The organism is Sphingomonas soli NBRC 100801 (assembly GCF_001591025.1).
GTDB classification, from domain to species: Bacteria; Pseudomonadota; Alphaproteobacteria; order Sphingomonadales; family Sphingomonadaceae; genus Sphingomonas; species Sphingomonas soli.
In genome coordinates, this window is record NZ_BCTZ01000001.1 from 25,595 (window position 1) to 51,819 (window position 26,225).

General features: G+C 65.5%; 26 protein-coding genes, 1 tRNA gene and 1 pseudogene. 12 read left to right on the forward strand and 16 right to left on the reverse strand.

Annotated elements, in window-relative coordinates:
• Nucleotides 1–16 precede the first annotated feature (16 nt).
• From trpS to secB, 3 genes are all read right to left on the reverse strand, one after another.
• Nucleotides 17–1,021: a tryptophan--tRNA ligase gene (trpS, locus tag SSO01S_RS00110; protein ID WP_066793374.1), complete on the reverse strand. Its 1,005-nt coding sequence runs from the start codon at nucleotides 1,019–1,021 to the stop codon at nucleotides 17–19.
• A gap of 2 nt (nucleotides 1,022–1,023) precedes the next feature.
• Nucleotides 1,024–2,607, reverse strand: coding sequence for a murein biosynthesis integral membrane protein MurJ (gene murJ / locus SSO01S_RS00115; RefSeq protein WP_066793376.1), 1,584 nt, complete (start codon nucleotides 2,605–2,607; stop codon nucleotides 1,024–1,026).
• 177 nt (nucleotides 2,608–2,784) lie between these two features.
• Nucleotides 2,785–3,291 carry a protein-export chaperone SecB gene (gene secB, locus SSO01S_RS00120; RefSeq protein WP_066793379.1) on the reverse strand — a complete coding sequence of 169 codons (507 nt, stop codon included), beginning with the start codon at nucleotides 3,289–3,291 and terminating at the stop codon, nucleotides 2,785–2,787.
• Between the two features lie 179 nt (nucleotides 3,292–3,470).
• Here secB and SSO01S_RS00125 point away from each other — a divergent pair, with 179 nt between their 5' ends.
• From SSO01S_RS00125 to SSO01S_RS00140, 4 genes are all read left to right on the forward strand, one after another.
• On the forward strand, nucleotides 3,471–4,115 hold the full coding sequence (locus tag SSO01S_RS00125; RefSeq protein ID WP_066793382.1) for a Tim44/TimA family putative adaptor protein: 645 nt from the start codon (nucleotides 3,471–3,473) through the stop codon (nucleotides 4,113–4,115).
• A 16-nt stretch (nucleotides 4,116–4,131) separates the two neighbouring features.
• Nucleotides 4,132–5,403 carry a murein transglycosylase A gene (gene mltA, locus SSO01S_RS00130; protein WP_083942740.1) on the forward strand — a complete coding sequence of 424 codons (1,272 nt, stop codon included), beginning with the start codon at nucleotides 4,132–4,134 and terminating at the stop codon, nucleotides 5,401–5,403.
• The gene (locus SSO01S_RS00135) at nucleotides 5,400–5,972 is read left to right on the forward strand and encodes a Smr/MutS family protein (RefSeq protein ID WP_245646529.1); all 573 of its coding nucleotides are present in this window, start codon (nucleotides 5,400–5,402) and stop codon (nucleotides 5,970–5,972) included. Before mltA ends, SSO01S_RS00135 begins: the two co-directional genes overlap by 4 nt.
• 73 nt (nucleotides 5,973–6,045) lie before the next feature.
• On the forward strand, nucleotides 6,046–7,722 hold the full coding sequence (locus SSO01S_RS00140; RefSeq protein ID WP_066793385.1) for a putative bifunctional diguanylate cyclase/phosphodiesterase: 1,677 nt from the start codon (nucleotides 6,046–6,048) through the stop codon (nucleotides 7,720–7,722).
• Nucleotides 7,723–7,846: 124 nt separating this feature from the next.
• On the opposite strand, the gene dapE is transcribed toward SSO01S_RS00140, so the two are convergent.
• Entirely contained in the window at nucleotides 7,847–8,959 is a 1,113-nt protein-coding gene (dapE, locus tag SSO01S_RS00145) for a succinyl-diaminopimelate desuccinylase (protein ID WP_066793388.1), read from the reverse strand.
• Nucleotides 8,960–9,065: 106 nt separating this feature from the next.
• On the opposite strand from dapE, the gene SSO01S_RS00150 reads away from it, so the two are divergent.
• On the forward strand, nucleotides 9,066–9,533 hold the full coding sequence (locus SSO01S_RS00150; protein ID WP_066793391.1) for a cupin domain-containing protein: 468 nt from the start codon (nucleotides 9,066–9,068) through the stop codon (nucleotides 9,531–9,533).
• A gap of 109 nt (nucleotides 9,534–9,642) precedes the next feature.
• On the opposite strand, the gene SSO01S_RS00155 is transcribed toward SSO01S_RS00150, so the two are convergent.
• The 11 genes from SSO01S_RS00155 to SSO01S_RS00205 form a co-directional block, all read right to left on the reverse strand.
• The gene (locus SSO01S_RS00155) at nucleotides 9,643–9,936 is read right to left on the reverse strand and encodes a GIY-YIG nuclease family protein (protein ID WP_066793399.1); all 294 of its coding nucleotides are present in this window, start codon (nucleotides 9,934–9,936) and stop codon (nucleotides 9,643–9,645) included.
• 252 nt (nucleotides 9,937–10,188) lie between these two features.
• Complete coding sequence (locus tag SSO01S_RS00160) at nucleotides 10,189–10,854, reverse strand: glutathione S-transferase family protein (RefSeq protein WP_066793402.1); 666 nt, start codon at nucleotides 10,852–10,854, stop codon at nucleotides 10,189–10,191.
• Between the two features lie 55 nt (nucleotides 10,855–10,909).
• On the reverse strand, nucleotides 10,910–11,770 hold the full coding sequence (locus SSO01S_RS00165) for a hypothetical protein (RefSeq protein ID WP_066793405.1): 861 nt from the start codon (nucleotides 11,768–11,770) through the stop codon (nucleotides 10,910–10,912).
• Nucleotides 11,771–11,850: 80 nt separating this feature from the next.
• The gene (locus SSO01S_RS00170) at nucleotides 11,851–12,984 is read right to left on the reverse strand and encodes an acyltransferase family protein (RefSeq protein ID WP_157073548.1); all 1,134 of its coding nucleotides are present in this window, start codon (nucleotides 12,982–12,984) and stop codon (nucleotides 11,851–11,853) included.
• Nucleotides 12,981–13,280 (reverse strand): hypothetical protein, encoded by a 300-nt coding sequence (locus SSO01S_RS00175; protein WP_066793409.1) that lies wholly within the window; start codon nucleotides 13,278–13,280, stop codon nucleotides 12,981–12,983. Before SSO01S_RS00175 ends, SSO01S_RS00170 begins: the two co-directional genes overlap by 4 nt.
• Before the next feature lie 87 nt (nucleotides 13,281–13,367).
• Nucleotides 13,368–14,009 (reverse strand): ribosome biogenesis GTP-binding protein YihA/YsxC, encoded by a 642-nt coding sequence (gene yihA, locus SSO01S_RS00180; RefSeq protein WP_066793411.1) that lies wholly within the window; start codon nucleotides 14,007–14,009, stop codon nucleotides 13,368–13,370.
• Entirely contained in the window at nucleotides 14,006–15,727 is a 1,722-nt protein-coding gene (yidC, locus tag SSO01S_RS00185) for a membrane protein insertase YidC (protein ID WP_066793413.1), read from the reverse strand. The genes yihA and yidC overlap by 4 nt, the downstream gene beginning before the upstream one ends.
• Nucleotides 15,728–15,745: 18 nt before the next feature.
• Nucleotides 15,746–15,958 (reverse strand): membrane protein insertion efficiency factor YidD, encoded by a 213-nt coding sequence (gene yidD, locus SSO01S_RS00190; RefSeq protein WP_066793415.1) that lies wholly within the window; start codon nucleotides 15,956–15,958, stop codon nucleotides 15,746–15,748.
• 76 nt (nucleotides 15,959–16,034) lie between these two features.
• Nucleotides 16,035–16,367 (reverse strand): ribonuclease P protein component, encoded by a 333-nt coding sequence (gene rnpA, locus SSO01S_RS00195; protein ID WP_281178654.1) that lies wholly within the window; start codon nucleotides 16,365–16,367, stop codon nucleotides 16,035–16,037.
• A gap of 20 nt (nucleotides 16,368–16,387) precedes the next feature.
• Nucleotides 16,388–16,522, reverse strand: a complete 135-nt coding sequence (rpmH, locus tag SSO01S_RS00200) for a 50S ribosomal protein L34 (protein WP_066793417.1) — start codon at nucleotides 16,520–16,522, stop codon at nucleotides 16,388–16,390.
• 82 nt (nucleotides 16,523–16,604) lie between these two features.
• On the reverse strand, nucleotides 16,605–16,934 hold the full coding sequence (locus SSO01S_RS00205) for a hypothetical protein (protein ID WP_245646530.1): 330 nt from the start codon (nucleotides 16,932–16,934) through the stop codon (nucleotides 16,605–16,607).
• Between the two features lie 178 nt (nucleotides 16,935–17,112).
• On the opposite strand from SSO01S_RS00205, the gene SSO01S_RS00210 reads away from it, so the two are divergent.
• The 3 genes and pseudogenes from SSO01S_RS00210 to SSO01S_RS00215 all read left to right on the forward strand — a co-directional run bounded on the left by SSO01S_RS00210 (nucleotide 17,113) and on the right by SSO01S_RS00215 (nucleotide 19,044).
• Entirely contained in the window at nucleotides 17,113–18,612 is a 1,500-nt protein-coding gene (locus tag SSO01S_RS00210) for a YifB family Mg chelatase-like AAA ATPase (protein WP_066794192.1), read from the forward strand.
• 194 nt (nucleotides 18,613–18,806) lie between these two features.
• Nucleotides 18,807–18,896, forward strand: a pseudogene (locus tag SSO01S_RS18095) (magnesium chelatase subunit ChlI family protein); the annotation flags it as partial.
• Between the two features lie 63 nt (nucleotides 18,897–18,959).
• Nucleotides 18,960–19,044 (forward strand) — tRNA-Leu (locus SSO01S_RS00215).
• Nucleotides 19,045–19,344: 300 nt separating this feature from the next.
• Here SSO01S_RS00215 and SSO01S_RS00220 read toward each other — a convergent pair.
• Nucleotides 19,345–22,215: a TonB-dependent receptor gene (locus SSO01S_RS00220; RefSeq protein ID WP_066793423.1), complete on the reverse strand. Its 2,871-nt coding sequence runs from the start codon at nucleotides 22,213–22,215 to the stop codon at nucleotides 19,345–19,347.
• On the opposite strand from SSO01S_RS00220, the gene SSO01S_RS17375 reads away from it, so the two are divergent.
• From SSO01S_RS17375 to uxaC, 4 genes are all read left to right on the forward strand, one after another.
• The gene (locus tag SSO01S_RS17375) at nucleotides 22,214–22,372 is read left to right on the forward strand and encodes a hypothetical protein (protein WP_157073550.1); all 159 of its coding nucleotides are present in this window, start codon (nucleotides 22,214–22,216) and stop codon (nucleotides 22,370–22,372) included. The genes SSO01S_RS00220 and SSO01S_RS17375 overlap by 2 nt on opposite strands.
• 226 nt (nucleotides 22,373–22,598) lie before the next feature.
• On the forward strand, nucleotides 22,599–23,414 hold the full coding sequence (locus SSO01S_RS00225) for a 2-keto-4-pentenoate hydratase (protein WP_245646531.1): 816 nt from the start codon (nucleotides 22,599–22,601) through the stop codon (nucleotides 23,412–23,414).
• Nucleotides 23,415–23,466: 52 nt separating this feature from the next.
• Nucleotides 23,467–24,762: an MFS transporter gene (locus SSO01S_RS00230; protein WP_066794198.1), complete on the forward strand. Its 1,296-nt coding sequence runs from the start codon at nucleotides 23,467–23,469 to the stop codon at nucleotides 24,760–24,762.
• Entirely contained in the window at nucleotides 24,759–26,207 is a 1,449-nt protein-coding gene (gene uxaC / locus SSO01S_RS00235) for a glucuronate isomerase (protein WP_066793426.1), read from the forward strand. The genes SSO01S_RS00230 and uxaC overlap by 4 nt, the downstream gene beginning before the upstream one ends.
• The last annotated feature ends 18 nt before the right edge of the window (nucleotides 26,208–26,225 follow it).

The following is a 26,225-nucleotide window of genomic DNA, read 5'->3' on the forward strand; positions in this document are numbered from 1 at the left end:
AAGGGGTTAACCCGCTTTAGACCTGCAGCCCGACCGCCTTCTGGGCCGCCAGCAGGGTCGGCGCAGCGAGCGCACCGGCCCGCGCCGCGCCCCGGGCCAGTTCCGCGCCAACCGCCGTTCGATCGTCGAGCAGCCGCACCAGACGGTCGCGCATCGGCGCAAGCACCGACACGGCCAGATCGGCCAGCGCCGGCTTGAACGCGCCGAATCCCTTGCCGGAAAATTCCTCGACCACCGATTGCGGCGTGCGATCGGAAAGCGCGGCGTAGATTGTCACCAGGTTTTTCGCCTCGGGCCGCTCAGCCAGCGCATCGAACGAATCGGGCAGCAGGTCGGCGTCGGATTTCGACTTCTTGATCTTCTGCGCGATCAGATCGTCGCTATCGATCAGGTTGATCCGGCTCATGTCCGAAGGATCGGACTTGGACATCTTTGCCGTGCCGTCGCGCAGGCTCATGATGCGCGGCGCAGCCTTGGAAATCAGCGGCTCGGGCAGGGGGAACAGCTCCACGCCGAAATCGGTGTTGAACTTGGTCGCGACGTCCCGCGCCAGCTCGAGATGCTGCTTCTGGTCCTCGCCCACGGGCACATGGGTCGCCTGATAGACGAGGATGTCCGCGGCCTGGAGCACGGGATAGGTGAACAGGCCGACGCTGGCGCCCTCGCGGTTCTTACCCGCCTTGTCCTTCCATTGGGTCATGCGGTTCAGCCAGCCCATCCGTGCCGTGCCCTGGAGGATCCAGCAAAGCTCCGAATGCGCGGGCACGCGGCTCTGGTTGAACAGGATCGAGCGATCGTCGATTCCCGCCGCGAGCAGGGTTGCGGCCATTTCGATCGTCGAATTGGCAAGGTCGGACGGCGCGATGCCGCTGGTCAGCGCGTGGAGATCGGCGAGGAAGAACAGGCATTCGCCCCCATTTTCATCAAGGGCTCCCTGCATCGCCACCCATTGCCGGATCGCGCCCAGATAATTGCCGAGGTGCAGATTGCCGGTGGTCTGGATGCCGGAGACGACGCGCATGATTACTCCTGGATGCCGTCAGCAGGACGGCGCTTTCGAATAAGGGCCTTGATATCGCTGATCAGAAAGGCGCGGGTGACGAAACAGGCGACCCCATAGATCGCGACGCCGCCGGACACCAGAGCGCCGAGCGCAAGATAGCGCTGCCAGAGGAACCCATCCAGCCACGGATCGACCAGATGTTCGAGCCCGAATATCGCAGCGCCCATCAGCAGCGCGGCGAGCGCCAGACGGGGCAGGCGGCGGCGGAGCTGAGGGTCGGCGGCGAAATGACCGCGCTTGACCAGCGTATGGTACAGCATCGCAACGTTGATCAGCGCCGAGAGCGCGGTGGCGAGCGGCGGACCGATATGGCCGACGGTTGGGATCAGGCAGGCATTGGCTGCGATGTTCACGACGACCGAGATCATCGCGTAGCGAACCGGGGTCCGCGTATCCTGGCGAGCATAATAGCCCGGCGTCAGCACCTTCACCATGACATAGGCGGGGAGGCCGATCGAGAAGCCGGCAAGCGCCATCGCGCAGTTTCGCGCATCTTCCGCGTCGAACTGGCCATATTGGAACAGTCCGCGCACGATCGGCTCCGCCGCCACGATCAGCGCGACCATCGCGGGGAGGGTGAGGAACAGCGCGAGCTCGATCCCGCGATTCTGCGTCTCCATCGCCGCCTTTTCCTGCCCCGTGGTAAGCATCCGCGAGATAGTGGGGAGAAGGATGGTGCCGAGGCCGATTCCGATCATACCAAGCGGGAGCTGGTTAATCCGATCGGCGTAATAAATGTATGATAGCGAGCCCGATGCGAGCAGCCCGCCGGCAAGCGCGCTGGAGATGAGCAGGTTGATCTGCGTCGCTCCCGCACCGGCAGCAGCGGGAAGGATCAGCTTGAGCAGGCGCTTGATCTCGGGATTGAGGCGCGGGCGACGGGGGCGCAGCGAAACGCCGGCGCTCCGGCACGACCAGGCCAGCCAGCCAAGCTGGAGCGCCCCGCCGATCGGGATAGCGATCGCCTGTGCCCGGGCGGTTTCGAAAGGATCGCCGTTGAAGAAGACCAGCGCCGTCACCATCGCGATGTTGAGAAGCACCGGCGCGGCGGCATTCACCCAGAACCTGTCGAGCGAATTGAGGATGCCGCCGAGCAGCGAGGCGAGGCTGATGAGCAACAAATAGGGAATGGTGATCCGCGACAGCTCGACCGCGAAGGCGAACTCGTCCGGAGTCGGGTGCTGCTTCGAAAAGCCGCCCGAGATCGCCCATGTGAGCGGATAGGCGCCGATCAGCATTGCCGCGGTCAGCACCGCCAGGATCGTGAACAGCACGGCCAGTGCCTGTTCCGCGAAGGCCAGTCCGGCGGGCAGGCCGCCATCCTCGCTTACCTTGCGGTTGAACATCGGGATGAACGCGGCGGAAAACGCGCCCTCTGCGAAGAGCGCGCGGAACATGTTGGGAAGGCGAAAGGCGACCGTGAAGGCGTCGGAGGCGAAATTCGCACCCACATAGCGCGCCTGAAGCGAATCGCGCACCAGCGCCAGCACGCGGCTGGCAAGCGTAAGCCCGCCCACCGACCCTAGCGTGCGAACCAGCTTCATATCAAAATCCTCCCCCAGCTTGCTGTGGAAGGGAGATTATCGGCAGCATATTGCAGGGGCCGCGAAGATGGCGGTGGTACCGCCGCTCCTCCACCACCGCTTCGCGGCGGTTTCCCTCCCCGAGACATGCCCGGGGAGGAATTGAGAAGGTCACGGCGCCAGCCCCTGCGCGCGAAATCAGGCTTCGCCGGCCGGCTGGCTAAGCTGCTGTTCCTGCTGCGCGCGCTGCTGGATGTAGATACCGGCGAAATCGATCGGCTCCAGCATCAGCGGCGGGAAGCCGCCATCGCGAATCGCGTCGGCCAGAATACGGCGGGCGAAGGGGAAGAGGATACGCGGCGCTTCACCCAGCAGGAACGGATCGACCTGATCCTCGGGGATGTTGCGAAGGCCGAACAGGCCAGCATAAGACAGGTCCACGATGAATGCGGTCTGGGTCTCGGCCTGCGCGCGTACTTCGATCTTGAGCACGACCTCGTACACGCCTTCGCCCACATTGGCCGATCCAATGTTGAACTGCACGTCGATCGCGGGCTGCACCTGGCTCTGATAGATTGCCGGCGAGCTCGGATTTTCGAACGAGAGATCCTTCACATATTGCGAAATAACGCCCACCGAGGGGGCGGTGTCTTCGCCGTTGGGCGCAGGCTCGCCGAATTCGGGCAGGTTGTCGGTCTCGGCCATTCGAAGTTTCCTCTATAATTCCGGAAAGTTTTGCGCATCCGGCGCGTTTCGTCGCGTGCGCGCCTAGCAGGCGGCGTGGGGCGTTTCAATTGTCACCGCCCGATTGGCCGCGAATCGGGCGGATGATTTGAATAGCGGGCCGCTTGGGCCTATGTAGCGGATAACGAGACTGGAGAACCATGTACTACGTCATCCTCTTCGCAATGGTCGCGGCCTTTCTAGCGCTCCGGCTCTACTCGGTGCTCGGCAAGCGTACCGGGCATGAGCAGTTGCCGCCCAAGCCCGCTGAAGAGCGCCTTGGCCTGCCCGTCGCGCCCCGCACGATCGATGTGACGCCCGAAGTGCGCGAAAGCGGCACGCGCGTGATCGAGACGGGCGCCGAGAGCGGCCTTCGCGCGGTGATCGCCGCCGACTCGAGCTTCGATGTCGCGCAGTTCGTCGAGGGCGCAAAGTCGGCCTACCGAATGATCCTCGAAGCCTTTTGGAAGGGCGATGAGGAAACGCTCGGCTGGCTGGTCGAGGAAGACGTGCGCGAAGGCTTTACCCAGGCGATCGCCGAGCGCCGCAAAGCCGGACATGTGCTGGATAACCGGCTGGTCGCGATCGAGCGTGCGCTGATCACCGATGCGTCGGTGGAGGGCAAGGTTGCCCGGATCACCGTGCGCTTCGATGCGGACATCGCCGCGGTGACGCGCGATGCGGAGGGCAATCTGGTTGCGGGTTCGCTGAGCGACGCAGTCGAAACGCACGATAGCTGGACGTTTGCGCGCAACCTGCGCAGCGACGATCCAAACTGGAAGCTCGTCGAAACCGACGACGCCTGAGCAAGAGGCTGAAGTGATGCGGGCATGGGGGGCGATCGCGCTGGCGGCGTTGTTGGGCGCTTGCTCCGGGGGTGTCGTGCCCCGTTATGTGGAAACCGGCTCGCGACCTGCGCCGGTCAGAACGCCGGAACGCGTGCCCGAGCCGCAGGCTAATGTAGCCGTTCGGCAGCCGATCCCCGCCACCCCGCTGGCTCCCATCACCGCCCCTGCCGCTCCCGCTGCTGTGACCAGCGCGGCGAAGGCGGGAGTGATCGCGGGGCCACCGGTGGATACGCTACCCATCTCGGACGCAAATGCGGCCCGGGCGCTCGACGCATTCAAGCTCAGCTGCAATTCGCTTCAGAAGCGGACAGACAATAGCGGGCTGACGCGGGGGACCGATTGGGCCCCAGCCTGCAACGCCGCGCAGACCACGTCGCCGCGCGACGCGCGGGTCTATTTCTCGCGCTGGTTCGAGACGATCCAGATCGCTGACGGCAAGGCGCAGGCGACCGGCTATTACGAGCCCGAGATCGCCGGGTCCCGCGAGCGTCGACGCGGCTATGAAGTGCCGATCTATGGGCGTCCTACCGACCTGGTCGACGTCGATCTTGGTGCATTCTCCGCCGATCTGAAGGGCAAGCGGATACGCGGACGGGTGAATGGGCAGAGCTTTGTTCCCTATTTCGAGCGCAAGGAGATCGAACAGGGCGCAATCCATGATCGCGCGCCGGTCATCGCCTACGCTGCCGATCCCGTGGAGATATTCTTCCTGCAGATTCAGGGGTCTGGCCGTCTGCGCCAGCCCGATGGCAGCATCATCCGGATCGGCTTCGCGAGCCAGAACGGGCGTGACTATACCGGCATCGGCGCGCTGATGCGTGATCGCGGACTGCTCAAGCCCGGCGGGGCGTCCATGCAGGGAATCATGGCGTATCTGCGCGAGCATCCCGAAGAGGGCCGCGATATCATGTGGGAGAATAAGAGCTTCGTATTCTTCCAGGAACTGAAGGGCGCGGGCCCGCTTGGCTCGATGGGTCTGCCGGTCACCGGGCAGGTGAGCGCCGCAGTCGATGTGCGCTTCGTGCCGCTGGGCGGGCTGATCTTCCTGTCGATGGACCGGGCCGAGGCCAACGGGCTTTGGGTCGCGCAGGATACGGGCGGCGCGATCAAGGGCACCAACCGCGTGGATACCTTCTGGGGCGCGGGAGAGGAAGCGCGCGCGATTGCCGGCGGTATGAACTCGCGCGGAACCGCCTGGCTGCTCGTGCCGCAGGGCACCCTCGCGCGGCTCGCGGCCACGCCGTGAGACGGTTGGCGCCGGAGGAAGCGGCGCTGTGGCAAAAGGTGATCGCGACCGTGAAGCCGATGACGGGCCGCAAGGCTCCGTCCAAGCCCGTTGCCGCCGCGCCTGCACCCAAGCCCGTCCATCCCGCCTCCAAGCCGACGCCGAAGGTGATGAAGCCGGTCGCGCCGCCCGTGCCTGCTCCGCGCACCGTGGCGCGTTCGTCGAACACGCTGGACGGCAGCTGGGACCGGCAGCTCTCCCGCGGGCTCGTCTCGCCCGAGAGCGCGATCGACCTGCATGGGCACAGCCTGGCATCGGCCTATGACCGGCTGGATCGCGGGCTGGAACAGGCGATCGCCCAGGGGGACCGCGTGCTGCTCCTCGTGACCGGCAAGCCGCCACGCCCCGAATCCGAGCGACCCCATGCCCGCGGTGCGATCCGGGCGGCGGTGGGCGATTGGCTCGCTTCGTCGCGGCATGCCGGGCGCATCGCTGCAGTGCGAAATGCCCATCCGCGCCACGGCGGCAACGGGGCCCTATACATCGTCCTGAGACGACCCATTTTGAGCAACCGCGGAGAAAAATCTTAACCTATCTCTGCGATTTTCTCCGCTGCCGGATCGAGCTTTCGACGGGCGCACGAAGGGGGATTGGGCAGCAAAGGTGGAAGGATTCTCCTTAAAGAGCCGAGCCATCGCTTTTGCGATGTGCGCCGGGGCGGTGGCGTTCATCCTCGCCGTCGCCGCCGCATCGACTCCCGCAATGATCACCGTTGAATCCGCAGGCCGCGCGCTGATCGCCGCGATCGTCTGTGGCGTCATGTGCTGGGCTTCCGCCGAGCGCACCGTCGCCAGCACCGCAGGATCGATCGACGCCGCGATCGAGCGGCTGAGCCAGGCCGCGAATGGCGACCTGGAAAGCGAGATCCCGGCGGAGGTGGGCGAGAATGTCCCGCAGCTCGCCCGCGCGATGGAGGGGCTGTTCCGCCAGCTTCATTCGAACCTGGAAAGCGTCCAGCGGCTGGCGATGTTCGACCCCGTCACATCGCTTGCCAACCGCACCAATTTCCGCCGCACCGCGGAACGCATGCTCGCCGATATGCCGCCGGGCGAGAATGCGGTGCTCTATTTCATCGATCTCGACCGCTTCAAGGCGGTGAACGACACGCTGGGCCATGCAACGGGCGACGCGCTGCTGGGGATGGTCGCCAATCGCCTGCGCGCGGTGGCCGATCGCTTCGCTGCGGAAGCCGGCGGGCGGCAGCCGCTGATCGGGCGGCTTGCGGGCGACGAATTCACGATGTTCTTCCCGGCGCTGGCCGAGGTGAAGGATGCGGAGCGCATCGGCCGCGGCATCCTGTTCGCGCTTTCCGAAAGCTTCGACCTGGCGGACCAGGAGGTGTCGATCGGAGCCTCGATCGGCATCGCGATCCGGCCCGAGCATGGCACGACGCTGCATGACCTGATGCGCTCGGCCGACGCCGCCATGTATCACGCCAAGGCAATGGGCCGGGGCCGGGCGGAGCATTTCACCGACGCACTCGCCGCCGAGATCGCCGAGCGTGCCCAGCTCGAAAGCGACCTGCGCGAAGCCGTGGACAAGGACCAGTTCGCGCTGGTGTTCCAGCCGCAGGTTGCGGCCAATGACGGCCGCATCGTGGGGGCCGAGGCGCTGCTGCGATGGCGGCATCCGGACGGGCTCAAGATGCCCGGCGCGTTCCTGCAGCGTGCCGAAGAGACCGGGCTGATCGTCGAGATCGGCGAATGGGTGGTCAATAGCGTCGCCGAGACGATCTCGCGCTGGGGCAAGCTCGGCATCGAGCAGCGGCTGGCGGTGAACGTGAGCCGACGCCAGATCGACCATGCCGGCTTCTTCCGCCGCCTGCGCGAGGCGATGCTGGCCTCGTCCGCACCCGCGACGCTGCTGGAGCTGGAGATCACCGAGACGCTGGCGATGCATTGCTCCAGCGATGTGATCGAAGCGATCATCGCGCTGCGGGCGGACGGCGCCACGGTTGCGATCGACGATTTCGGCACCGGCTATTCGAACCTTTCGCGGCTCCGCGAGCTGCCGATCGACCGGATCAAGCTGGACCGCAGCGTGATCGAGCATGTCGCCGAGCATGCGGAAGCGCGGGCCATTGCGCAGGCCACGATCGGGCTCGTCCACGGGCTTGGCTGCGAAGCCGTGGCCGAGGGCATCGAGAATGAAGCGCAGGCGACGGTGCTGCGCGTCCTCGGGTGCGACGTGCTGCAAGGCTATGCGGTTGCCCAGCCGATGGCCGAAGCGGAATTCCTCACCTGGGTGCGCGGTGTGGAGCCACGGCGGATCGCCGGCTAGCGGAAGGTGACACTAAAGTGACACCAACGCGCGATCCAGGCGCGTGATCTGGCCGGCAGGTTCAAAGAGCGGCCGACAATGCCGACCGGCCCAGCCAAGCAGGCGAAATCCTACATTGCAAGCGTCATGCGAACGCCTGGCGAAGCACTTCCTCATAGACATCCGCCAGCGCTTCGAGATCGGCGAGCGCCACGGCTTCGTCGAGCTTGTGCATCGTCGCGTTGATCAGGCCGAATTCCACCACGGGGCAGATTTTCGAGAGGAAGCGGGCGTCCGAGGTGCCGCCGGTGGTGGACAATTCGGCCTCGACGCCCAGCTTCGCGCGGATTGCCCCCGCGACGAGCGAGGAGAGCGTGCCGGGCTGGGTGAGGAACGCCTCACCATAGACGCGGCCGTTGATCTCCGACGCCGGAGCGTGGCGGCGGACGATTTCCTCGACGCGGGCGATCAGATCGGGGCCGCGCTGCTCATCGTTGAAACGGATGCTGATCCGCGCCGACGCGCGGGCGGGGATGACGTTGGTCGCGCGGTTGCCGACTTCGAGGTCGATCACCTCGATATTGGAAGGCTGGAACCAGGCGTTGCCCGCATCGAGATCGATCGCGTCGATCTCCGCCAGCGCGCGAATCAGGCGCGGGACGGGATTATCGGCGAGATGGGGGTAGGCGACATGGCCTTGCTGGCCGATCACGGAAATGTCGATCACGGTGGAGCCGCGGCGGCCGATCTTGATCGTATCGCCGAGGCGCTGGGCCGAGGTGGGCTCGCCGACGAGGCACATATGGGGCCTGAGTCCGCGCTCGGCCATGCGCTCGATCAGGCGCGGGGTGCCGAAGGTAGCGGGGCCTTCCTCATCGCCGGTGATGATGAGGCTGACCATGCCGCCGGGCACGCGCGAGGCGGCATCGACAAAGGCGGCGATCGCGCCCTTCATGTCGACCGCGCCGCGCCCGTAGAGGAGTCCACCGCGCACCTCGGGCTCGAAGGCCCCGCTCGTCCATCCGCTTCCGGGGGGTACGACATCGAGATGGCCGGCAAAGGCGAAATGCGTGCCGCCATCGCCGCGCACCGCGAGCAGATTCTCGACCGGGCCATCGGGCGCTTCGCCTTCGATGAAGCGCTCGGTCCGGAAGCCGAGCGGCGCGAGGGCGGCTTCAAGCACATCGAACACGCTGCCGCGCGCGGGCGTCACGCTCTCGGCCGCGATCAGCGCCTTGGTCAGTGCGATTGCGTCCATCCACCCCTCGTCATCCCGGCGAAGCCCGGATCTGATGCCTCTTTCCCCGACCGCGTGGCAGTTGCAAAGAGATTCCGGCTTTCAATGGAACCAGGGAGACTATTCGGTGCCCAAGCTCGATCTCGATACCATCCCGCAGAGCAATGCGACGGGCTATCCCGAGCCCTTCGACAAGCCGGTGGCGGGACGCTGGTATCGCAGGCTCGGCCCGGTGAACGGGCTGACCAAGATGGGGGTGAGCCACGTAACGCTGGAGCCGGGCGCATGGTCCTCACAGCGGCACTGGCACCGCGAGGAGGACGAGTTCGTCGTGATGCTGAGCGGCGAGGCGGTGCTGATCGACGACGCGGGCGAACATGTGATGCGCGCGGGCGACTGCGCGACCTTTCCGGCGGGGGAGGCGAACGGGCACCATCTGCAGAACCGGACCGATCAGCCCTGTGTGTTCATCGCGGTAAGCGCCGGGGACAAGGCGCGGGATTCGGGGGAATATCCCGATGTGGACCTGATCTTTGGCCCGGACGGCTATGCGCGCAAGGACGGGACGCCATATTCGGCGAAGCGGGTGGCGTAGGGTTTCTCGGGGTGCGGAATAGGTAGGCAGCGGGACCCCGGGGCAAGCCCGGGGTGACGAAAGAGGTGGGTTGTCACCCCGGGCTTGCCCCGGGGTCCCGCTTCTCGCCTCAGAAGAGCGTGTCGGACAGATCGCGCCAGTCGGGATTCCCGGTTTCGATCAACGAGAATTTCCACGCGCGCCGCCAGCGTTTGACACGCTTCTCGTGCGCTATGGCATCGGTGATGGATGGTGCGTGGTCGGCCCATACCAGCCGGTGCAGTCCGTAGCGCTTGCAGAAATCGGAGCCTTCTCCGCTGCGGTGCTGGTGTACCCGGCGGGGCAGGTCGGAGGTGACGCCGACATAGATCGTGCCGCGGTAGCGATCAGCCATCATATATATCCAGCCGCCGGGGTGCGCCATTTGCGCAGGATGAAGAAGCGGGGCCCCGGGTCAAGCCCGGGGCGACGAAGGTGGGGGGCAGGGCAGCGGGACCCGGGTCAGGCCCGGGGCGACGAGGGTGGGGTCAGGGCAGCTGTGTCTTGTGTGGCTCGGAAGGAAGCGGGAGCCCGGGGTGACGAAAGAGGTGGGTTGTCACCCCGGGCTTGACCCGGGGTCCCGCTCGTCTTGTTCGGGCACGCCGTCAGCGGCCGGGGCGACGGTAAACGGTCCCGGTCAGCCGGTGGCGGGGAGCTCGAATTGTTCGATTACCCAATCCTCTTCCTGCGCGCCGGCGATCCAGTCTTGCATGAAGGGGTGCTGGAGCACGGCCATCATATAGGCCTGGGCGAAGCGGGCGGCGGGGAGGGAATAGGTGACGATGCGGGTGACGACGGGGGCGAACATGATGTCAGCCGCGCCGAAATCGCCGAACAGGAACTGTCCCTCGCCGCCGAAGCGGGCGCGGGCCTGTGCCCATAATTCCATGAGGCGGCCGAGATCCTGCTGGACGTCCGGATCGGGCGTTTTGGGCGGATAGACCTGGCGGATGTTCATGCTGTGCTTGCGGCGGAGTGCGGCGAAGCTCGAGTGCATCTCGGCGGCCATCGAGCGGGCCATGGCGCGCGCGGCGGGATCGGCGGGCCAGAAGCGCTCGTTGCCGGTCTTGTCGTTGAGATATTCGACGATCGCCAGGCTGTCCCACACCACGGCTTCGCCATCCCACAGGATCGGTACCTTGCCCGAGGAGGGGGCGAATTCGTCGCCCTCGCGGCGCTTGTCCCAATTCTCGTCATAGAGCGGGACGACGACTTCCTCGAACGGGATGCCCGACTGCTTGCACGCGAGCCAGCCGCGCAGCGACCAGGAGGAATAGGCTTTGTTGCCGATGATGAGCTTCATCGGGCGGGGATAGCGGGGCGGGCCGTGAGGGGCAACGGCAGGCGCCCGATGCTGATCAGCATTTCCCCCGGCCGCAGCGATGGTAATTTTCCCACCACGCCTTGTCCCGCAGCTTCTGATCGTGGCTGCGATTGTCGCCGCCGCCCGATCCGATGCCGGAGAAGGGGATGGCGATCGGGGGCCTTTGCTGGCTGGCGTTGCGGGCCATCTGCTCGCGGCTGCGGCGCTGCTCGGGCGTCTCGCACGCATGCGGGTTCAGATTGCAGAAGGCGATTTCGTAGCGATCCGAGGTGAAGGCCTGCATCCCGGCGCGACCGGCGGGGAGCGTCCCGATCTCCAGCGTGGCGGGATCGAAAATGACCTTACGGCTGCCGTTCACATAGAGAAACTCGTAATGGGTGGGCGCTTCCTCGACATAGATGAGGCTGGCGCGGGGGCCATTATCCATGCGGAGCAGCGTGTGGCGCGTGCCGGGGCGGCGGGGATTGGGCTGGCCGCGATAGACGACCCGGTAGCCGCTCTCCATCGTCGCCGCGCCCGAAACGATGCGATCGAGCAGCGCGTTGAAATCGGGAAGGATGGCACCGCGCGGAGTCCATTGCGGGCCGACCTGGGGCTTGAGCGCGGTGATGCGGCAGGCGGGCTCGGGCTTGCCATCCTCGCCCGGGCCGAAATCGGCGGTGAAGAAGACCACCGTGCCGCCAACATCGCGATAGTAAAGCGGGCGCGAAGCCTGTGGTGCGGGATCGAAGCCGTTCTCATAGGTGAGCTTGGCGAGATTGCCGCCGCGCTCCGCATCCCAGCACATGTTCAACGAGCCGAGGATCACGCGCTCTTTCATGCCGTAATTCTGGGCCGCTGCGGGCATTTGCAGGGCGGCAAGCATGGTGGCTGCGATCGCGAGGGGCCGGGGCATAACTCTCTCCACTTTGGTGCGACCCGTTACCCATAAGAAACGACTTTCCCGCTGGACGTCAAGGGGATGGCGAGGCCAGCTTAGAGGCGAAGGTGAATCCTGCGGCGATGCAGAGGGAGGAGCGCGGCGAGCACGATCAGCGTGACCGCGAGCGCATAAAGGAAGGAGGCGAGCCAGGGATCGCTTACCCACCCCTGGAGCCACGCAAAGCACCGGGCCTGGAAACCCAGCCGCATTCCCGCCAGCCCGATCAGCAGCGACAATATATAGCCGAGGATGGCGTTCATCCCGAACACGCGCAGCGGGCCGAGCGCGGTGCGGAGCGGGGGCAGGCGCATGGCGAGCACCGAAAGGACCAGCAGCAGCGCCGAAAGGCCGGATGTGAGCAGCACGAAGCTGGACGTCCAGAGCTTCTTGTTGAGCGGGAAGAGCGGGTGGAGGGCGAGGCCGATCGCGACGAGCACCACGCCGCCGATCGCGATCCATCGCAGAGCGCGCTGCGGATCGGCTTTCCATGCCAGAGCGGCGAGGATGCCGAGCAGGACATTGGCGAGCGCGGGAATGGTGGAGAACAGCCCCTCGGGATCGTAAACCACGTTGCCCGCCGCATCCTTGCCATGGCGCCAGATATGCTGGGTGCCGACCAGAGTACGGTCCACCCAGCCGGCGAGATTGCCTTCGGGCGTGAGGTCTCCGCCCCAAGCCATTGCGGCCCAATAGAAGAGCAGCAACGCGGCGGCGGCTCCGGCGATTGCCTGCCAGCGCAGATGGGCGTGGCCGTCTGCGGCCCTTCGTGCAGTGAGGATCGCGATGGTGGCGGTGAGGCCGTAGCAGAGGCCGAGACGAGGAAAGACGCCGAAGAAGCGCAGATTGGCGAGATCGGGGCGGACCAGCAATTGCCACGCCCAGCCGATCGCGATCAGCGCGAAGGTTCGCCACGCGATCCGCTTCCACAGCGCCGCATCGACCGTGCGCGGGAAGCTGAGCCCGAGCGCCACGCCCATCGCGCAGAGAAAGGCGGGGAAGACCAGATCGGTGGGGGTGAAGCCGTGCCATTCGGCATGATCGAGCGGCCACCAGACATAAGCGCCCGATCCCGGGGTGTTGACCAGGATCATCCCCGCGACGGCGAGGCCGCGAAAGATGTCGAGGCCCTCCATCCGGGCAGGGGCCATCCGGGCGGGGGCCATCCGGGCGGCCGGCGAGGCGGTCATTGCGGCCGGTCTGGGAAGACGGTCGGGCCGGGCTTGAGCTTGAGGCGCATGCTGGGCGGGCCGGACGGCTTCCTGCCGCGCGCGGGCGTGCCGGGGAGGCGGACGATCTTTCCGGCGTGCCAGTAATAAGTGAATTTTCCGCCGTCCCACCAATACCATTTGGCGCTGCGGAACTGCCAGCTCTCGGGCGCGCAGGCGTCGCAGGATGCCGCGCGGATCGCAGCGATGCCGGCGCGATCTGGCGGCGGCGAGGTCGCAGACTGCGCCAGCGCCAGCATCAAACCGATCGACAACATGGGCAAGGCTCCTCCGGGGCGCATGGTAGCGCGGGGCGGAGCGGGGTCAAAGGGCGCCGGAGGGCCGGCTGGCGGCCAGGGGCGAGCTTAGCGGATCGCTTCGAGGACCGCTGCGCGCAACTCGGGGATGCCCATGCCCTTTTCGCTGGACGTGACGATGATGTCCGGGTGCGCGGCGGGGCGCTTGCGCGCTTCCTCGGCGGTGCGCGCGGTGACTTCGGCGAGCTCGCTTGCCTTGATCTTGTCCGCCTTGGTCAGGACGATGCGGTAGCTGACCGCGGCGCTGTCGAGCATCTCCAGGATCTCGCGATCGACGTCCTTGATGCCGTGGCGCGAATCGATGAGCACCAGCACGCGCTTCAGCGCCTGACGCCCGCGCAGGAAATCGTTCACCAGATAGCGCCACTTGCGGACCATGTCCTTGGGCGCCTTGGCGAAGCCATAGCCGGGCATGTCGACGAGGCGGAACGCGAGCGGCTGGCCCACGTCGAAGAAGTTTAGCTCCTGGGTGCGGCCCGGCGTGTTCGACGTGCGGGCCAGGCCGTTGCGGTTGGTCAGCGCGTTGAGCAGCGACGATTTGCCGACGTTCGACCGGCCCGCGAACGCGACCTCGTTCACCTCCGGAGACGGCAGATGCTCGAGCGCGGGCGCGGACTTGAGGAAGGCGACCGGCCCCGCAAACGCCTTGCGCGCGGCTTCGATCGCCTCCGGGTCGAAAGCTTCGGTCACTTCGCCTTCGCATCCTTCTTGGGCAGCGGCTCCTTCAGCCCGGGATGCTTCGAATAGAGCCAGCGCTGCTGCGCGATGGTGATGACGTTCGAGGTGATCCAGTAAACCTGGAGACCCACCGCGAACGGCGCCATCACGAACATCAGCATCCACGGCATGATCGCGAAGATCTGCTTCTGGATATCGTCCATCGGCGCCGGGTTCAGCTTGATCTGATAGTACATCGACACGCCGAGCAGGAGCGGCACGATGCCGATCGCTAGGAAGCTGGGCACCGTGAAGGGCAGATAGCCGAACAGGTTGAGCAGCGTCGCGGGATCGGGCGCGGACAGATCCTTGATCCACAGCACGAACGGCTGGTGGCGCATTTCGATCGTGAGCAGCAGCACCTTGTACAGCGAATACATGATCGGGATCTGAAGCAGGATCGGCAGGCAGCCCGCGAGCGGGTTCACCTTCTTGTCCTTGTAGAGCTTCATGATCTCCTGCTGCTGACGCTGCTTGTCGTCCTTGTAGCGTTCCTGCAGCGCCTTCATCTCGGGCTGGATGGCGCGCATATTGGCCATCGACTGGAACTGCTTGTTGGCGATCGGGAAGATCAGGGCGCGGATCGTGATCGTCAGGAAGATGATCGCGACACCGAAATTGCCGACCATGCGGAACAGCCAGTCGAGATAATAGAAGATCGGCTTTTCGAGGATTTCGAACCAACCCCAATCGATCGCCTTGCCGAACTTGGAGACGCCCTGGCTCTCATAGGTATCGAGCAGGGCGGTCTCCTTCGCGCCGGCGAAGAAGCGGCTGGTGTGCGTGACCTTCTTGCCGGGCGCGAGCGCCTGTGCGGCGCGGGCGTAATCGGCCTGATAGGCACCGTTCGGCGCGCCGCGGAACTTGCCCGCGACCATCGCGCTCTGATCGGGCACGAGCGCGGTCAGCCAATATTTGTCGGTGAAGCCGAGCCAGCTGTTGTCCGAGGTGAAATCGACTGCCTTTTCGCCATCGAGATGGCTGAAATTGACGTCGTAATCCGCACCGCCATTGTGCACCGACATCGGGCCGACATGGACCGTCCAGCCATCGGGCTCCTTGAAGATGCCTTTGCGATAGACAAGGCCATAAGGCGCGACGGGGACGAAGCCGGCGCCGGTGTTCGCCACCGTCTGCTTGACGGTGAACATGTATTTCTCGTCGATCGCCAGCTCGATGCGGAAGGTCTGGCCCTGATCGTTGGCGGCCGAGAGGGTGACGGGCTTGCCGGGCGCGAGGACCGGGCCGCTCGCCTGCCAGATCGTATCCGGGCTCGGCGGCTTGAGGCCGTCGTCACGCCAGCCGAAGCCCGCGAAATAGGCGTCGGCCGTCCCCGCAGGCGAGAGCAAGCGGGTGGACGGCGAACCCTTCGCGATCGTTTCGGGATATTTGGCGAGGACGAGATCGTCGATCCGGGCGCCCTTCAGGTTGATCGAACCCTTGAGCGACGGCGTTTCGATCGCGACGCGCGGGGTTTCCTTGAGCACGATGCCGCGATCGCGAATCGCCTGGGGCGTCTCCGCCGCGGGCCCCGAGGTGGGATCGGCGACGGGCATGCTCTTGCCGTCCACCATCTTGGTGGGGGCGGGGTTCTGCGCGGGGAAGATCCAGCTCGCGACCGACGGCCAGCCGAACAGGATCAGCGCGGCCAGCACTGCAAACAGCAGGAAGTTCTTCTGGTCTTCTTTCACCGATATTCCCCGGAATTCTTACGGTACTGGGTCATGGCCGCAGCCGCCCCATGGATTGCAACGAAGGATGCGCTTGCCGGCAAGCCAACTGCCCTTGATCGCCCCATAGCGGCGAAGCGCCTCTATTGCATAGGCCGAACAGGAGGGCGTGAAGCGGCAACTGGGCGGCAGGATCAGCGAAGGGCCGAGCTGCCATGCCCGCGCCACCAGGATGAGGAGCTTGGCGATCATCGATTCGCCACCTGTCGATCCCCGGCGAAGGAGCGGATCCCGGAAAAGGTCCCAGGCGATCGGCCGAGGCGATGGCTCATCGCTTTATCTTTCCGAGCGCCTTGACCAGTTCCGCCCGCAGGGTCGCATAATCGCGCTCGATCCCCGCATTGCGGCCGATCAGAACATGATCCGCGCCCGGCAATCCCTCAGCCGGCAGCACCTCGCGCGCGAGCATGCGGAAGCGCCGCTTCATCCGATTGCGGATGACGGCGTTGCCGACCTTTTTGGATACGGTAATGCCGACCCGCATGACCGGATCGGCATCGTCACGCGCACGCACCAGCAGAACGAAGCCCGGCATGGGAGCCCGCTTCCCCGCATTTGCGGCGAGATAATATTTGCGCTCGGTCAACCGTGCCAGCGGCACGGCACCCGTAGCTACGGCGCTTACGCCGAAAGCTTGGCGCGCCCGCGGGCGCGGCGTGCACGGATCACCTTGCGGCCACCCGGCGTTGCCATCCGCGAGCGGAAGCCGTGCCGGCGCGCACGCACCAGGTTGCTCGGCTGAAAAGTCCGCTTCATCGCTCATCCTCGAACATAACTAAAATGGCCACCACAAGGGCGGCCGCGTGTCGGGTGCCCATAAGCAGGGTTAGCGATCAAGTCAACGCGACTCCTGCGGGAAACCGAGCATTGCCGCCTCGGCCCTGGCTTCGGCGGCTTCCTTGTCGCGCTTCTGGCGCTGGCGGAAGCTGCGTCGGCGCAGCGCCATATCGGCATAATGACCGAATCGGGGCCAGCGCTTCTTGAGCCGCACAAAGCGCCCGCGCGCCCAATGCGAGTTTTGCAGGACCAGAACCAGCCCGGCAGCGAAGGTGAAGATGCCGCCGGGCCCGGGGAGGATGCCGACGAGCGGCGTGACAAGGATGAGCAGCGCGCCCGTCACAAGCAGGGTGATGCGGACCAAAGGGCTGCGGCGTCCTTTTCTCTCCATGACAGTCGAGGTGGGACGCGTGTGTTGCTCGTGCAAGACGGTTGCCGTTTCATCCATCGCGCAAATAACGCGGGTTGCCGCAGTTCGTGCCGTGCCGTTGATTGCCTCCATTTCGGTCCAATCCCGTTCCGCATTGGAGGAAAGCGCTTATGCTCGCTTCCCTCAGGGGGAGACGAGCGTGGTCGCGAGCGTATCGACGGTTGCGTATCTGGGGCTGGAGGCGCGCGCCGTGGAGGTGCAGTGCAACCTGGTTGCCGGTTTGCCCAAGTTCGTCGTCGTGGGATTGCCCGACAAGGCCGTGGCGGAGAGCCGCGAGCGGGTTCGCGCGGCGATGGCCGCGATCGGGCTGGCGCTGCCGCCCAAGCATATCGTGCTCAACCTGTCTCCCGCCGATCTGCCCAAGGAAGGTTCGCATTTCGACCTGCCGATCGCGCTCGCGCTGCTGGGGGCGATGGGCGTGGTCGATGCCGAGACGCTGGCGGGCTATGTCGTGGTCGGCGAACTGGCGCTGGACGGGCGGATCGCGCCGTCGCCCGGCGTGCTGCTCGCGGCGCTGCATGCTTCGGAGGTTGGCAAGGGACTGGTGTGCCCGGTGGCGCAGGGGCCGGAGGCGGCATGGGCGGGGCAGGTGGAGGTGATCGCCGCGCCCGATCTGATCGCGCTTCTCAACCACTTCAAGGGCAACCAGTTGATCGCCGCGCCGCCGCCGGGCGAGGCGGACGCCCCGGGTCACGGCCCCGATCTCGCGCAGGTGAAGGGGCAGGAGACCGCGAAGCGCGCGCTGGAGATCGCGGCGGCGGGCGGGCACAATATGCTGATGGTGGGGCCGCCGGGGGCGGGCAAGTCGCTGCTCGCTTCGTGCCTGCCAGGCATATTGCCGCCATTGGACGCGGCCGAGGCGCTGGAGGTTTCGATGGTCGCGTCGGTTTCGGGCACGCTGGAAGGCGGGCGGCTGACCCGCGCGCGGCCGTTTCGTTCGCCGCACCATAGCGCATCGATGGCTGCGCTGACCGGGGGCGGGCTGAAGGTGAAGCCGGGCGAAGTGAGCCTGGCGCATCTGGGCGTGCTGTTTCTCGACGAACTGCCCGAATTCCAGCGCGCCGTGCTCGATTCGCTGCGCCAGCCGCTGGAGGCGGGCGTGGTAAGCGTGGCGCGGGCGAATGCGCACGTCACCTTCCCGGCACGCGTGCAATTGATCGCCGCGATGAACCCATGCCGCTGCGGGCATCTGGGCGATCCGGCGCTCGCCTGCGCCCGCGCGCCGCGCTGTGCGGCCGATTATCAGGCCAAGGTGAGCGGGCCCTTGCTTGACCGTATCGACCTGCACGTCGAGGTGCAGCCCGTCACCGCCGCCGATCTGGTGCTGCCGCCACCTGCCGAGGGATCGGCCGAAGTCGCAGCGCGGGTGGCCGAAGCCCGTGCGATCCAGCAGGCGCGCTACGCCGGGACGGCGGTGCGCACCAATGCGGAGGCGGAAGGCGGCGCGCTGCCGGTGCCGGATGAAGCGGGCCGCAAATTGCTGGCGCAGGCGGCGGAGGCGATGCGGCTTTCCGCGCGAGGCTATACGCGGGTGCTGCGCGTGGCACGGACGATTGCCGATCTGGCGGGCGCGGAGGGGGTGGGGCGTATCCATGTTGCGGAGGCCCTGAGTTATCGGCGGAGGGCACCGGTAAGTTGACGGCGGCAAAAGACCTCATTGCGGACCTTGAGTCTTTGTCACCCCGGACTTGTTCCGGGGTCCACGAAGCCGCAGGTGTTTAGGCTGGAGCCTCTTCTCCATCGAGTGCCGCCATGTGGATCCCGGAACAAGTCCGGGATGACGAGTGTGGAGGTGGGGATGCCGGCTCCCCACCCAACCGGACGTCGCTTACCTATGCGCGCGTGCTGCGCGTGGCGTGGACGATCGCTGATCTGGCGGGCGCGGAGGCGCTGAGTTATCGGCGTAGGGCATCGAGGAACTGAATATCGCGGGCGCGGCACGCACCCTTGCTCCGCTGCGTGCGTTGGTTTAGCGAGGCCGCCACTGCCCCTGTGGTGAAATTGGTAGACGCGTTCGACTCAAAATCGAATGCCGCAAGGCGTGCTGGTTCGAGTCCGGCCAGGGGCACCATTTCCTATCCTGAACCCCCTGAGGGGACCGGCCTGTGCGGACCTGGTTTCGCAGAACCCGCCCGCGGCGCGAGCGAGGCCAAGCTGGCGGGACCGGAGTATCTGGTGGAGATCATCGTTTCCGCCGCGCTCGACTGACGGCTGGTGGGCAAGGGGCGAGGCGCGTTCCCCTTTGCCCGCTTGCGCTGCGATAGAGGCGGGCGTTCGCGATTCCGGCGGCAGCGGTGCTCGCCCCAAGGCGCAGAAAAAAGCCGCCGCACCCATGGGCGCGACGGCTGTTTCCCCCTTTAATTCCGTACCCTTACATCTTGAACCGGGCACCAAACAAGATGGTACGACCGAAATGATTATATTCGTAGTTCCGGTTCGCATCGAGATCGGTGTAGCGTGAGCGGTAATCGTCGGTGAGGTTCACGCCCTCCACCGAGAGCTCCAGATTCTCCATGATCTTGTAGCGGACCGAGGCATCGACATTGACCGCCCGGTTATACCCCTCAAACACGTTGCCGGTGCCTGAATTGGCATCGACATAGGGCCCGCGATAGCTGGCCGAGATGCGGGCGCTGAACCTGGAATCCTCGTAATAGAGCGTGCCGTTGAACGCGGTCTTGGACAGGCCGAACAGCGTCGAGCGGCGTGTCGCGGCGATGTTGGCGCCGCCCGGTGCGACCGATGGCCCCGCGACGGTGTACACCGCCGAGGAGTCGACGAAGGTCGCGTTCACGATGCCGCCAAAGTTCTTCAGGACCCCGGGCAGGAAGGTGAAGGGTGCCTGGAGCGAAAGCTCGATGCCCTTCAGCTTGGCACCTGCGCCGTTGACGTTGCCGGTGATCGTCCAGAGCTGGCCCTCGGGGTTGATGAAGGCAGGCGAGCTGGGCGGGAGCACCGCAAGCGGCAGGCCGGTCGAGGCGAACGTGCCGCTGCGCGGCTGCGAGACCGGGAAGCTCTCAATATCCTTCTTGAACAGCGCGACCGAGGCGATCGACTGCGGCGCGAAATACCATTCGAGCGCGAGATCATAGGCGGTCGCCCGGAACGGATCGAGGAACGGATTGCCGAAGGTGACGCGGTAGTTGAAGCCATCGACCGAGCCGCCGGGGGTGAGATTGCCCAGCGTCGGGCGCGTGATGACCTTGGCCACCGCGCCGCGGATGATGAACTTCTCGCTCGGATAGAGCGCGAGGTTCATCGAGGGCAGCCAATCCTCATAGTCGCGCTTGACCGTGACGGGGATGCCGCTGCTGAGGCCGCTCGACGATTGATCGGTGCGCGCATAGCGGATGCCGCCGTTGAACGCATAATCCAGGCCGAGCACATTGCCCTTCGCGTCGAACTGGAGATAGCCGCCCTTCACCTCCTCGGTCACGCTGCGGTTGTTGCCCGCATCGAGCGCCGCGGTGCGATTATAGAGGCCGGTATAGGCGGCCGCCTTGGCGATGTTGGGCACCAGCCAGGTGTTCGTGTTGCCCGCAGGCTGCCCGGCATTGCCCAGCGTGAAGCTCTCGCTGAGACCGGTGGAGGGCAGGCCGTAGATCGCCGCCGGGCCGAAAGCCGAGGAGGCGGAGCAGGTGACGGTACGGAGCACCACATCAAGCCCGCCATTGCCGCAGACCACCGCATCGCGGGTGAAGGCGACCGATTTGAACTGGAAGCGGCGGTACATCGCACCCGCTTTCAGGGTGAAGCCATCGGCCACATCCCATTCGGTGCGAAGCTGGGCGGTGCGGAATTTGTTGGTGACGTTCGACGGACGATCGCGGACCTCGGCGAGCTGGAAATTCGATTCCTGCGTGACGCTGGTGCCGAAGGCGATCTTGGGCGACCACATATTGCTGTAGTCGAAGGTGAAGTTCTGCGCGTCGCGATCATCGAACACGAAGGTCGTCTCGACCGGGATATCGGCGTCGGACTTGGAAACACCGCCCAGCAAGGTGAAGCGGAAGCTGTCGCCAATCTCCTGATCCCAGCTGCCGCCGACCTGGTAGAAGGTGGTGTCGGACTTGCGCAGATAATGCTCGGTGCGGACCCAGGCATCGTTGAGCGTGCCGGTGAGCATCGTGTTGGTCTTGCTGTCGACGGTGAAGTTCACCAGGTCGATCGAGCGCTCGTTCGAGCGTAGCAGCACTTCGCCCCATTTCTCCTCGCGGGTTTCGCGGAAGCGCGAGAAGAGACCGTCGATAGAGACCTTGGTAGCCTCGCTCGGCGCCCACTGGATGCTGCCGGTGAAGCCCAGGCGTTCGCGATCGTGGCGGACTTCGCCATAGCGCGGAATGCGGGGGTGGAAGGCGAGGGCGGCCTGATCGCAGACAGCGCTGGAGCGATAGACGCCGCCGCTGTTCTGCACCGGGGTCCCACCCGCAGCCGTGGTGTACCAGCAGGGCGTGCCGTTGACCGAATCAAAGCGCGCCTGGGCCCAGCGGACGGTGTTGTTGCCGAGCTCGAGATTGTTGGTCTTCTGATACGCGCCGGAGACCGAGATGCCGAAGGTGCCGTCCTCATTCTTCCACGACAGCAGGCCGGCAACGCGCGGGCCGACGCGCTTGCTTAGATCGTTATAGCTGCCCTGGAGATTGGCGACGGCGGTGAAGCCATATTTGCCGCCGAGCGGATTGCCGGTGTTGAGATCGACCACCGCGCCCAGCGATCCTTCGTCGAGCGAAGGCTCCGCGGTCTTGTGGACGACGAGGCTGTTGAACAGCTCTGAGGCGAAGACGTTGAAATCGAAGGCGCGGTCGCGGTTTGCGGATGCGCCGTCGGTGGAGGTGGCGACGGTCTCCAGTCCGTTCAGACGCACGCGGGTGAACTGCGCGCCAAGGCCGCGAACCGTGATCGCACGGCCCTCACCAGCGTCGCGCTGGATCGAGACGCCCGGAATGCGCTGGAGCGATTCGGCGAGGTTCTGATCGGGGAATTTGGCGATGTCTTCCGCAACGATCGCATCGACCGCCGAGACCGAGTTGCGCTTCACCGCGATCGCCGCCCCCAGCGACTGACGGAAACCGGTAACAACAATGCCGGGATCCGCGTCCTGAGAGGCATTATCCTGCGCTGCCGGCACGTCCTGCGCTGCTCCGGTGGCCGAGGCGGACGCGGTCTCGTCGCGATCGTCACGTGCTGGTGCAGCGGTGTCATCACGGGGCGCAGAGGCCAGGGCCGTCGCAGGGGCCAGCATGCCAAGTGCAAGTGCTGCGATCGATGCGCCCGCAAGCGACCTGACCGCCCGGCTGCCAGCCGAAGAAACCAAAACCTTCATCATCGCCCTCCTTAGCGCCGCCCAGACGGCATCTGTTTATGCGATCCGCCGGCTTGGGCCGGTCTGGATCGCGTAATTAGCAGGGAAGGGTGGCCCCGGCGTCCTGCCCGGCCCGTCTCTCCCCAAGAGCATTCCATTCTTGCGATGGCTTCGCTCGCCGGTTATTGGAAACCGGTGTCAAGGAAAGTATCGGCACTGCAAAAGCGTGTCAACACCGCCCGGCGATCGTTGACGTCTTGATTTGACACCGGTAGCATTTGGGAGCTTACCGAGGCGGTGAAACGGAACCACGGGAGCAGGTCTTGGCGGGGATTGATGAAGTGGCGTTGATCGAAGGACGGGAAACGGCCGAGGCCATCGCACAGGCATTCGTCGAGGCGCGCCGGGCGGGCACCACCCTGATCCGCTATCCGGGGACGTTGCCCGAATCGCTGGACGAAGCCTATCTGATCCAGGCGCTTGCGATCGGCCTGGCCGGTGGCCGCGTCGCGGGCTGGAAGGTGGGGCGCATCCCCGATTCGCTGACCGGTGCCTATGGCAGCAACCGGCTGGCCGGCCCGATCTTTGCGGACAGCATCGTAGAGGCGCGCGGGATCGAAGCGCCCGAAATGCCCGTTTTCGGCGACGGTTTTGCCGCGGCGGAAGCGGAATTTCTGCTGCGAATCGGCAGCTTGCCTGGTGGCTTCGATGGCGAATGGACCAATGAAGCGGTTGCGGCGCATGTGGACGAGGTTCGCGTCGGCATCGAAATCGCCAGCTCGCCCTTTCCCGGCATCAACGAATTTGGCCCGGCCGTTACCATTTCCGATTTCGGGAATAATAACGGGTTGGTGGTCGGGGGGCGCGTCGATCCGAATTTGCGTTTCCTTGCGTGGCCGGTAGCGCTAACAATTGATGGCGAAGTTGCTGGAACCGGAACTGCCGGGACGATGCTCGACGGACCTTTTGGCGCGGTGCGCTTCCTGTTCGAGCTCGCCCGCGACCGCCAGGTGCCGTTGGCTCCTGGCCAGTGGATTTCGACCGGTGCCGTGACCGGCGTTCACCCGGTGCGCCCCGGCGCGGAGGTGGAGGCCAGCTTCGGCGACGGCATGCGCGTGCGGTGCAGGATCAGGGGATAAGCCCCGGGCTGCCCCGCAAGGGAACGATATTGGGAGAGGCTGGATGGCGATAATGAGTAGGGCGGAAACGGCCCCTGGCGTTGTGCGCGCGGGGCGATACCGCTGGTCGATCGTCGCCCTTCTCTTCGTGGCGACGACGGTAAACTATATCGATCGTACCATGCTGGGCCTGCTCAAGCCGCAGCTCTCCTCCGAACTCGGCTGGACCGAGACCGATTACGGCAACATCGTTACCGCCTTCCAGTTCGCCTATGCCTTCGGCTTCCTGATCATGGGCTGGCTGATCGACCGTTTCGGGCCCAAGACCGGCTATGCAATCGCGATCGGCATCTGGACGATCGGCCATGTCGCGCACGGCTTCGCCACATCGGTCGTTTCGTTCATGGTGTCGCGTGTCGTTCTGGCGCTGGGCGAGGCGGGGCATTTCCCGTCGGTGGTTCGCGCCAGCAGCGAATGGTTTCCGCAGAAGGAGCGCAGCTACGCGATCGGGTGGGTCAACAGCGCCACGACCATCGGCGTAATCCTGACCGCGCCGACCATGTGGCTGTTCATGGTCTATTTCGGGTTCGGCTGGCGCGAGACCTTTATCTACACCGGCCTGTTCGGCGTCGTCCTGCTGGTCATGTGGCTCAAATATTACAGCAATCCGCGCGAGAGCGGGAGGGTGACACCGGCTGAGCTCGCCTGGATCGAGCATGACCCGGCCGAAAAGGTCGAGCGGATCGGCTGGAGCAAGATCGTCACGAAGCGTGAGGCCTGGGCCTTCGCGGTCGGCAAGTTCCTGACCGACCCGGTCTGGTTCCTGATGCTGTTCTGGCTGCCCAGCTATTTCAGCAGCGCCTATGGCGTCGATCTGAAGGTCGTGCTGCTGCCGATGATCATCATGTATCTGCTTTCCGACGTGGGCAGCATCGTGGGTGGCTGGGTGTCGTCGAAGCTGATCCAGAGCGGGCGTACCGTCAATTTCGCCCGGAAGGTGACGATGCTGGGCGCGGGCTGCTGCGTGCTCCCGCTGCTGCTCGTCAGCGGGCTTCAGAATATGTGGCTGGCGATCGTGCTGATCGGCCTGGCGCTGGCGGGGCACCAGGCGTTTTCGTCCACCATCCTCTCGATCCCGCCGGACATGTTCCCGAAGCGCGCGGTGGGCTCGGTCATCGGGCTTGGCGGGTTCGCCGGGGGTATCGGCGGCATGATCATGTCCACCTCGGTTGGGCGGGTGCTCGACGCGACCGGCGGCAATTACACCATCATTTTCGCCGCCTGCACTGTGGTCTATTTCATCGCGGTTGGTGCTATCCACCTGCTGAGCCCGAAACTGGCTCCGGTAACGGTTGAGACGTCCGCATGAGCCGGCCCCTGAAGCTTGATCCTGACCGGCTCTTTCCCGCCGAGGGGCGCACGCGCGATATCGCGCGTGCGCTCTATGCGGAGGTCGCCGGGCTGCCGATCATCAGCCCGCACGGGCACACCGATCCGACCTGGTTCTCGACCAACGCCAATTGGTCGAACGCCACCGAATTGCTGCTCTCGCCCGATCATTATCTATACCGGATGCTCTATTCGCAGGGCATCGCGCTTGCGGACCTGTGCGTGCCCGACAAGCAGGGCGCGCCGGCGACCGATCCGCGCGCGGCCTGGCGGGTGCTCGCGGAGAATTTCCACCTGTTTCGCGGCACGCCTTCGGCCATGTGGCTGGGGCATGTGTTTGGCGAGGTGTTCGGCTTCGACGTGGCGTTCGACGGTTCCACGGCGGACCTCTATTACGACACGATCAACGAGAAACTGGCGTCGGACGCGTTCAAGCCGCGGGCGTTGTTCGATCGTTTCGGGATCGAGTTCCTCGCGACGACCGAAGGGCCGCAGGACAGCCTGAACCCGCATCATGCGATCCACGGATCGGGCTGGAAGGGCAGGGTGGTCACCACCTATCGCCCCGACGCGGTGATCGATGTGGAGCATGAGCAGTTCGCTGACGCCATGGGCGTGTTCGCCGAGAGGACCGGCGAGGACGTATATTCATGGGACGGTTATCTCGCGGCGCACCGCAAGCGCCGAGCGGATTTCCGTGCGGCGGGGGCGACCGCGACCGACCATGGCCATGCCACCGCCCGCACCGCCAACCTCTCTTATGACGAGGCCGAACGGCTGTTCCGCACGATCCTGTCGGATAGCTGGACGCCTGCCGATGCGGAGCTGTTCCGCGCGCAGATGCTGACCGAAATGGCGGCGATGAGCGTCGAGGACGGGATGGTGATGCAGATCCATCCCGGCAGCTTCCGCAACCATAATGGCGGGCTGTTCGCCAGCCATGGCCGCGACAAGGGCGCGGATATTCCGATGCGGACCGATTATGTCCACGGATTGAAGCCGCTGCTCGATCGCTTCGGCACCAGCCGTGACCTCTCGATCATCCTCTTCACGCTCGACGAGACCGTCTATTCGCGCGAGCTGGCGCCGCTGGCGGGGCATTATCCGTGCCTGAAGCTGGGGCCGGCATGGTGGTTTCATGACAGTCCGGAGGGGATGCGCCGCTTCCGCGAGATGACAACCGAGACGGCGGGCTTCTACAACACCGTCGGCTTCAACGACGATACCCGTGCCTTCCTGTCGATCCCTGCGCGGCACGATGTCGCGCGGCGGGTCGATTGCGCCTTCCTCGCGCGCTTGGTGGGCGAGGGGCGGCTGCTCGACTGGGAAGCTGCCGAGCTTGCCTATGAACTGACCAACGGGCTGGTGCGCCGCGCGTACAAGCTCGACCAGAATGTGCCCACACCCGCCGCACAGGCGGCCTGAATTACCAAACCGGAGTAG

Coding starts and splice junctions, on each gene's coding strand:
- trpS (WP_066793374.1), bottom strand. CDS start 1,021: ATGCGCGTCGTCTCCGGCATCCAGACCACCGGCAATCTGCACCTCGGC.
- murJ (WP_066793376.1), bottom strand. CDS start 2,607: ATGAAGCTGGTTCGCACGCTAGGGTCGGTGGGCGGGCTTACGCTTGCC.
- secB (WP_066793379.1), bottom strand. CDS start 3,291: ATGGCCGAGACCGACAACCTGCCCGAATTCGGCGAGCCTGCGCCCAAC.
- SSO01S_RS00125 (WP_066793382.1), top strand. CDS start 3,471: ATGTACTACGTCATCCTCTTCGCAATGGTCGCGGCCTTTCTAGCGCTC.
- mltA (WP_083942740.1), top strand. CDS start 4,132: ATGCGGGCATGGGGGGCGATCGCGCTGGCGGCGTTGTTGGGCGCTTGC.
- dapE (WP_066793388.1), bottom strand. CDS start 8,959: ATGGACGCAATCGCACTGACCAAGGCGCTGATCGCGGCCGAGAGCGTG.
- SSO01S_RS00155 (WP_066793399.1), bottom strand. CDS start 9,936: ATGGCGCACCCCGGCGGCTGGATATATATGATGGCTGATCGCTACCGC.
- SSO01S_RS00160 (WP_066793402.1), bottom strand. CDS start 10,854: ATGAAGCTCATCATCGGCAACAAAGCCTATTCCTCCTGGTCGCTGCGC.
- SSO01S_RS00165 (WP_066793405.1), bottom strand. CDS start 11,770: ATGCCCCGGCCCCTCGCGATCGCAGCCACCATGCTTGCCGCCCTGCAA.
- SSO01S_RS00170 (WP_157073548.1), bottom strand. CDS start 12,984: ATGACCGCCTCGCCGGCCGCCCGGATGGCCCCCGCCCGGATGGCCCCT.
- SSO01S_RS00175 (WP_066793409.1), bottom strand. CDS start 13,280: ATGTTGTCGATCGGTTTGATGCTGGCGCTGGCGCAGTCTGCGACCTCG.
- yidD (WP_066793415.1), bottom strand. CDS start 15,958: ATGATCGCCAAGCTCCTCATCCTGGTGGCGCGGGCATGGCAGCTCGGC.
- rpmH (WP_066793417.1), bottom strand. CDS start 16,522: ATGAAGCGGACTTTTCAGCCGAGCAACCTGGTGCGTGCGCGCCGGCAC.
- SSO01S_RS00205 (WP_245646530.1), bottom strand. CDS start 16,934: ATGGAGAGAAAAGGACGCCGCAGCCCTTTGGTCCGCATCACCCTGCTT.
- SSO01S_RS17375 (WP_157073550.1), top strand. CDS start 22,214: ATGCCAAGTGCAAGTGCTGCGATCGATGCGCCCGCAAGCGACCTGACC.
- SSO01S_RS00220 (WP_066793423.1), bottom strand. CDS start 22,215: ATGCTGGCCCCTGCGACGGCCCTGGCCTCTGCGCCCCGTGATGACACC.
- SSO01S_RS00230 (WP_066794198.1), top strand. CDS start 23,467: ATGAGTAGGGCGGAAACGGCCCCTGGCGTTGTGCGCGCGGGGCGATAC.
- uxaC (WP_066793426.1), top strand. CDS start 24,759: ATGAGCCGGCCCCTGAAGCTTGATCCTGACCGGCTCTTTCCCGCCGAG.